The organism is Eudoraea sp. (assembly GCF_049669105.1).
Taxonomy (GTDB): Bacteria; Bacteroidota; Bacteroidia; order Flavobacteriales; family Flavobacteriaceae; genus Eudoraea.
Window position 1 is genome coordinate 1 of sequence record NZ_JBATKE010000221.1, and the last position, 7,005, is coordinate 7,005.

The following is a 7,005-nucleotide window of genomic DNA, read 5'->3' on the forward strand; positions in this document are numbered from 1 at the left end:
GTGTAATGCTTATCCAACTGGTAGGCCTGTGTCGCCCGATTCTAAGTTTTTTATCGGCCTCAGGAAGTATTGGCAGGGCGCTTAATTTGCATATCTTACAGGCTTTTGTAAGGTATCTTTTTCCTTCAAAACCAATTGCAACACCCTTTTCTAAAAGTGCTTCTGCCTCATTTGTTATTTCCCCATCCAGTTGAGCATAATACTCTTTTTCAACTCCGGAGCGATTTATATCATCGCTTAGCTTACCATCAGTTGTAAGCAGGAGCAATCCTTCTGATTTTTCATCCAACCGACCTATTGGCATCACACCTTCAGGAAAATCAAAAAGCTCATTTAAAAATTTCTTTTTTCGTAACTCCCTTGAGCAATTAGAATTAAGCTGACTTATTATACCGCAGGGTTTATAAAGCTTAAAGTGACGTGGTATTTTATCCATTTGAGTTGGCAAGGTAACAAAGTCTTTTTGGACTTCTGGCTGCTCTTAACTTATTATTGGTTAAAATAAGTGACTAGGTTATTATGATCTCTGTTGGTCTATTTCCGCCAATTTAATTTATATCACTTGGGTTTTGTTAGGTTGGTTGGTGGAAATAAATCGTTAAAATTTAATTATTTTTCTTAAATTGTATAAAAACAAAGCCGATGCCTTTATACATGGACCGACATGATATCCCTGAAGAAATTACTGCAGAACATGTGGCTTTAATGCACCAGGAAGACTTGAAAGTGGAGCATTTATATGGGTGCAAGGGAATGACTTATTGGTGTGACACTAAACGGCATACTGCATTCTGTTTGATAGAGGCACCTAACAGGGAGGCCATTCAAAATATGCACAACCACGCCCATGGGGATTTCCCTCATGATATCATTGAAGTAGACCCACATTTGGTGGAATCCTTTCTAGGCCGCATTGAAGATCCTCAAAAGGGGGAAAACGAGGACTTAAATATTATTGACGATCCTGCCTTTAGGGTGATCATGGTCTTAGAAACTTCCGATTATCTTCACAGGCTAGATACGCATCAGCTAAGTATGTTCACTCAGAAATTTCATCGTAGTGTTGCCAAATCTGTTAATCATTTTGAAGGTAGTATCGTTCGGGAAAATGACAAATCATACTTAATCTCTTTTAAATCTGTTACCAACGCAGTACTATGTGCTGTAAAGATCCAGGAAAGTTTTAAGTACAGCTATCCCAAATTGGAAAGGGATAATCAGCGTCTCAAAATAGGCATATGCACAGGTGCTCCTGTAACAGCAAAGGATGGTTTCTTTTCGGAATCTATTTTTTTAGCAACGCAGATGTGCGAAATTATCCAGGGCCAAATCGTTATTTCTCCTTCTGTAAAGTCATTGTATGAAAATGAAAATCGAAATGCTGTCATTGACGATCAATTAGTCAGAACCTTGACTCCACAAGAGGTGTTATTTGTTACTCAATTGGTTGAATTTTGTGAACTTACCTGGAATAAATCAAATTTTAATATTATTACCCTTAGCAAAGAACTTGGGCATAGTAAATCTCAATTATACAGAAAAGTTAAGAAACTTACCGGTAAATCACCAATCACCTTTATTAGAGAATACCGGTTGCATAAGGCATTGGAGCTAATCCATAACCAACAGGGAAATATTTCTGAAATTGCCTTTGAAAGTGGATTTAATAGTCCCGCTTATTTTTCAAAATCTTTTTTAGAGAAGTTTGGGATCCTCCCCTCAAAATATGCTCAAATGTATCAGAGTTAAAATTTTCTTCTTTTAAGACCACCATGCATTAAAAGTGTAATTTTTTGGATTAAAATTAGTAATCCGGGTGTTTTAGTCTCTTTAACTTTACGATATAACCAAAAACAATTAAGATGACAACAACACTTTTTGAAAGATTAGGAGGAACAAAAGGCATTTCAATGATCGTAGATGATGCTGTTGATGCCCATATGAACAATCCGGCAGTGAATGCAAGGTTTTTACCACTAAAAGAGCAACCCGAACGCCTTGCGGTGATAAAGCAGCATACTATTGAATTTTTTAGTGCTGGTAGTGGTGGACCTCCGGTATACAACGGACAAGATATGGTAACTGCACATAAAGGCATGAATATTAGTCTGGGCGAATATATGCATGTAATTGATGATATTTTTGTGGCCTTAGATAAAAATGGTATTAATGATGAAGCCAAAAAGGATGTACTCTACATTCTCTGGTCCTTAAAGGGAATGATACTTTCCAAATAAAATATAACAACCAATTAATAACTATAACAATTACAAATACAATGGAAAAAAAACAAACTATTAAAGGTATAGCAAATTCACTAATCGAAGAATTTAGTACGCATCTTAGGGGAGAAATTATACAGGCCTCGGACCCCGAATACCAGGATGCCAGAAAAGTATATAATGCCATGATTGATAAGCATCCGGGAATGATCGTGCGCTGTGTTGACGTTGCAGACGTGATAGCTTGCGTAAATTTTGGCAGGGAAAATAATCTATTGGTTGCCATCAGGGGAGGTGGTCATAATGGCGGAGGACTTGGGCTTTGCGAAGATGGTTTGGTTATTGATTTATCTGGACTTAAAAGTGTACGGGTCAACCTGGCAGATCAAACAGTACGGGTTGGAGGTGGAAATCTTTGGGGCGAAGTAGACCATGCAACACACCCATTTGGTTTGGCCGTTCCGGCTGGTATTATTTCAACAACTGGTGTAGGTGGATTAACTCTTGGGGGTGGTGTAGGCCATCTGTCCAGAAAATACGGTCTGACCATTGATAATCTTTTAGAGGCAGATATGGTTTTGGCAGACGGTTCTTTTGTTACCGTTAACAAGAATCAAAATGAAGATCTTTTCTGGGCTATTCGCGGTGGTGGTGGAAACTTTGGGGTGATAACATCCTTTAAATTCCAGGCACATCCTGTAAGTACTGTAATTGGTGGACCTACCTTATGGCCAATAGAAAAAACAGAAGAAATTATGTCCTGGTATCATGATTTTATTTTAAATGCACCCGATGATCTGAATGGTTTTATTGCTACCATGATTATCCCAGGACCACCTTTTCCTGAAGAATTGCACAATAAAATGTTTTGTGGCATAGTATGGTGCTATACAGGTGACCCCTCCGAGTTTGATAAACTATTTCAGGAGGTAAGGGACAAAAACCCCTTATTTGAACATGTAGGGGAGATGCCCTATCCTTCTATACAAACTCTTTTTGACGGATTAATGCCGTCTGGAATGCAATGGTATTGGAGGGCTGACTTTTTTAATGATATTAACAAAGAAGCAAGGGCCGTTCATTTAAAATACGGTTCCAGCATCCCTACACCCTTGTCGCAAATGCATCTATATCCAATTAGTGGTGCAGCCAGTCGAGTTGGTAACGAAGATACGCCATGGGCTTATAGAGATGCGAAATATACAGGCGTAATTGTCGGAGTTGATCCGGATCCTAAAAATGCCGAAAAAATTACCCAGTGGTGCAAAGACTATTGGGAAGCCCTACATCCATATTCTTCAGGTGGTGCTTATTCTAATTTTATGATGGACGAGGGTCAGGAAAGGGTTCAGGCAAGTTATAAACATAATTACAATCGATTGTCCGAGATTAAAAAAAGGCATGATCCAAATAATTTCTTTAGGGTAAACCAGAATATAAAACCCAAAGCTTAAAACACGTTTTTAAAAATAGTTATATCCAGATCTACTAAATTGAATAATGGATGTAAGATAATTAGGGGAAGATGAAGTGCCCGCCACTTCACTTCCCCATTTTTGATTTAAAACCCAACACTCTGGTTAACAATAATTAAGAAATTGAATCGTTTTTATTTCACGAGTCAATTCAACCCAAATTTTAACCTGACACCTACTAAAATGCTTAAAAAACTTATTTTATCCGCATTAATTTTATTTAACCTTACAATATTCGCTCAAGCAGAAGAAACATGGACCTCTACGTTTAATAACGAAGTAAATTGGCAGACTGTAAGTGCATTAGGCAACTATGTTGTGCAAACTAATTCTGGCTTGTTCGGCATTGATAATACCAGTGGTGAGGTAATTTGGAGCGACATAACTTTTGGCCGTTTGAATGAAAATTCATTCACGGAACTGGACAGTTCGCCTTTTGCCAAAATTGAAACAGATAAAGGGTTATTTATACTTAATTTGTTTGACGGTACTAAAGTATTTAACTCTTTTGAACATGGAATTAAAAATGTGAAACAGCATTTTGTACTTTACCAATCTAATAGCATAGTTGTAGCGGGGAAATCTGTTTCTGGTGAAGATATGGCACTTTCTATCGATATAGCTTCCGGCAAAGTACTCTGGAGCAAAGAAGGTAGTTTTGGTAAACTGGTAAATTTGGTTGAGTTAAATGAAGATGAATTATTGGGAATAACATTACTTAAAAATGTAAAAATTAACTCCAAATCCGGTGATGTTATTTGGAGCATAGATAATTCCAGTGAGGCGAAACAACTTAGTAATATGGGTGCTTTTGGCAACCTTCTAAAGAATGTAGCCGAAGCAGCCTCTGAAGGCATGGAAATTAAGCTGGATTTTAATATGCACCCATCTGGAGATTATTTTGTTATAGGTTCAGAACAAAGAAACGAAAATCAGTCGATGTCTTCCAATGGTAATAACATTGTAACCTTCACTTCTACATACAGAGCATATGATGTTACTAATGGAGAAATGATCTGGAAAGATCCAGTGCAGGTAAAAGGACAATTAGGACTGACAGCATGGATAAATAATAATCTACTAGTCTTGCCGCAAGGAAAACAAAATTCTAAGGTAAATCTTTTTTCTATGCTAGATGGTTCCGGGTTGTGGGGCAAAAAAGGAAATGGCATTAGTATAAAAGGTGGCATTTACGATTATACACCAACCAAAAACGGTATGTTGGTGATTACTACTAGAAATGAGAAACATTTTTTAAATTATCTCGATACCAAAAACGGCCTCTTTACATTTGATAAGACAATCAAAGTGAAAGGTCATGTGGGTTATACGCTTACAACAGAGCTTGGAATACTCTATGCCACAGCAGAAGAAATGAATATAGTAAATACAGGCACTGGAGAGCTTTTATGGGACAAAGATCTAAAAACCCATTATAAGTTAGTAAACCATAATGGGAACCATTTATATACCTATGATTATAAAGCCGGGGCTGTAATAAGTGTTAATCTAGACAATGGGGCAATTGATATGTCTGGTTCAGAACCTGTTAAATTTGAAGAAAATGAATCCCCTAATACTTTGGAGTTAAGAGAAAAAGGCATCCTCTTGAGTTCAGATCAAAATTTTGCCATGTACGATTATAACGGGGCTCTTTTATTTCAAAAATATTACGCCTCACCAAGAGAAGAAGGATGGAAAAGAGCATTACTTTTCGCAGGTGCAGTATACGCTGGTTATGTATCTGTGGCAAGTGCAATGGCTTCTGGTGTTTTGCAGGAAGCAGGAGCTCAACAAGGACTTAATACAGTTGAAGGGCAAACATTTGCACAATTGGGATCTGCCTATAATGAAATGGGTAAATCTGCTGGTAGTGCAGCTGGATTGGCTTTTAATGCTGCTAATAAAAGATTCAAGGCCACAAAAGAAGCAAGAAATTACTGCATGGTCCTTACTAAAAGTGAAAATGGAATTGAACTTTTAAAAATTAACAAGGATACCGGTAAAAGCGAAAGCAGTATTCCGCTTGGAAAAAACAGGAAGCCAAATTATGCCATTGATCTGGTTGAGGGAGAGGTGTATTTAAAGCATGATTCCAATAGGGTAAAGCGGTTTATTTTATAGTTCAATTCTACAAAGTTGTTACCCCTTTCAATTTTTTGCAGCAACTTCTTTTTGTTCAAGGGGCCAGATCAAATATCTCCAAACTCTTGTTTGTATAATTTAAACTTTAGGCTTTTTATACTATATTTATTGGGATTTGAATAATCAACTCAATCAATATAGATGAACCAAACTGCGCTTGAAAAAATAATAAATTCCATATTTGAGACTTTAGAAGAAGCAATAGTCAGCTACCAAAACAGCCCTGAAGACTGGGATATATCAGATGGTAATGTAGCTATCTGTATACTAACCGAAGATGGAAGGGTTTATGGGAAACTATTTGGAACCGATAAATTAAAAGGACGGCATTTTTTTAGCGTCGCCTATAAAAAGGCAAGTCAGGTTTGGATTACCGGGCAACGAACAGGCGACTATGAAAAAATAGTTTTTGGAGGAGAAATGGACCCTGAAGATTCACCCATAGAACTCCCGGACCTTATTGGATGGGTAGGAGGGCAGCCCATTAAAATTGAGGACACACAATTATCTGTTGGATTTAGCGGTTTTAGGGGGTTTAACGATATCGATATTGTTCAAACGGCGGTGGAAAAAGTTATGCTTACTTACTAACCCGCAGATGATACAAAATGTTGCTTCTCTTACTAATATTTTTGCTTTAATTTTAATCATTGTTTCTTCATGTAAAAATTTACCTAAGGAGGAATTAAATTCAGCCTACTCTGATGATAAATACAAGCAGAGTATTCAAACCATCCCAGGCAAATTACACTGTGAATATTACGATCTGGGAGGAGAAGGAATTGCTTACCACGATACAGACTCTGTCAACAATGGGAGCGGAAAGCTTAATAAAGGTAATGATTATCTAAGCGCCTTCAGAAAAGGGGAAGCTGTAGATATTTCTTATACAAAATTTCACAATAACGCTGATAATTCAAAATTCAATCTTGTGCAACCTCAGAATGGGCAGTTATATATTGGCTGGACGGAACCAGGCGAATGGACAAGATATATGGTAGAGGTGTCTGTTACGGGGACCTACCAAGTTGGGTTAATGTACACCGCCAATCAAGACGGAAAAATTGAAATAACAACAAATACCGGAGGAGCATCCGGTCCTCTGGAAATTAAATCTACTTATGACCCTAATGATACAATCGCCTGGCGTCAATGGCACCATT

6 protein-coding genes and 1 pseudogene are annotated in these 7,005 nt (G+C 37.5%); 6 read left to right on the plus strand and 1 reads right to left on the minus strand.

The window, feature by feature from the left end; all coding sequences use genetic code 11:
- On the minus strand, positions 1 to 436 hold a 436-nt coding region (locus WBM60_RS16535; RefSeq protein WP_424283354.1), incomplete at its 3' end, for a pseudouridine synthase.
- A 206-nt stretch (positions 437 to 642) separates the two neighbouring features.
- Between WBM60_RS16535 and WBM60_RS16540 the strand changes: the two genes are divergently transcribed.
- The 6 genes and pseudogenes from WBM60_RS16540 to WBM60_RS16565 all read left to right on the plus strand — a co-directional run.
- Positions 643 to 1,749 (plus strand): nickel-binding protein, encoded by a 1,107-nt coding sequence (locus WBM60_RS16540; RefSeq protein ID WP_424262987.1) that lies wholly within the window; start codon positions 643 to 645, stop codon positions 1,747 to 1,749.
- A 113-nt stretch (positions 1,750 to 1,862) separates the two neighbouring features.
- Complete coding sequence (locus tag WBM60_RS16545; RefSeq protein WP_424262989.1) at positions 1,863 to 2,237, plus strand: group I truncated hemoglobin; 375 nt, start codon at positions 1,863 to 1,865, stop codon at positions 2,235 to 2,237.
- A gap of 41 nt (positions 2,238 to 2,278) precedes the next feature.
- Complete coding sequence (locus WBM60_RS16550; RefSeq protein ID WP_424262991.1) at positions 2,279 to 3,676, plus strand: FAD-binding oxidoreductase; 1,398 nt, start codon at positions 2,279 to 2,281, stop codon at positions 3,674 to 3,676.
- Between the two features lie 204 nt (positions 3,677 to 3,880).
- Positions 3,881 to 5,821 (plus strand): hypothetical protein, encoded by a 1,941-nt coding sequence (locus WBM60_RS16555; protein WP_424277615.1) that lies wholly within the window; start codon positions 3,881 to 3,883, stop codon positions 5,819 to 5,821.
- Between the two features lie 162 nt (positions 5,822 to 5,983).
- A complete protein-coding gene (locus tag WBM60_RS16560; RefSeq protein WP_424263713.1) occupies positions 5,984 to 6,433 on the plus strand; it encodes a hypothetical protein in 450 nt (149 codons plus the stop codon).
- 7 nt (positions 6,434 to 6,440) lie between these two features.
- A pseudogene (locus WBM60_RS16565) lies at positions 6,441 to 7,005 on the plus strand (hypothetical protein); the annotation flags it as partial.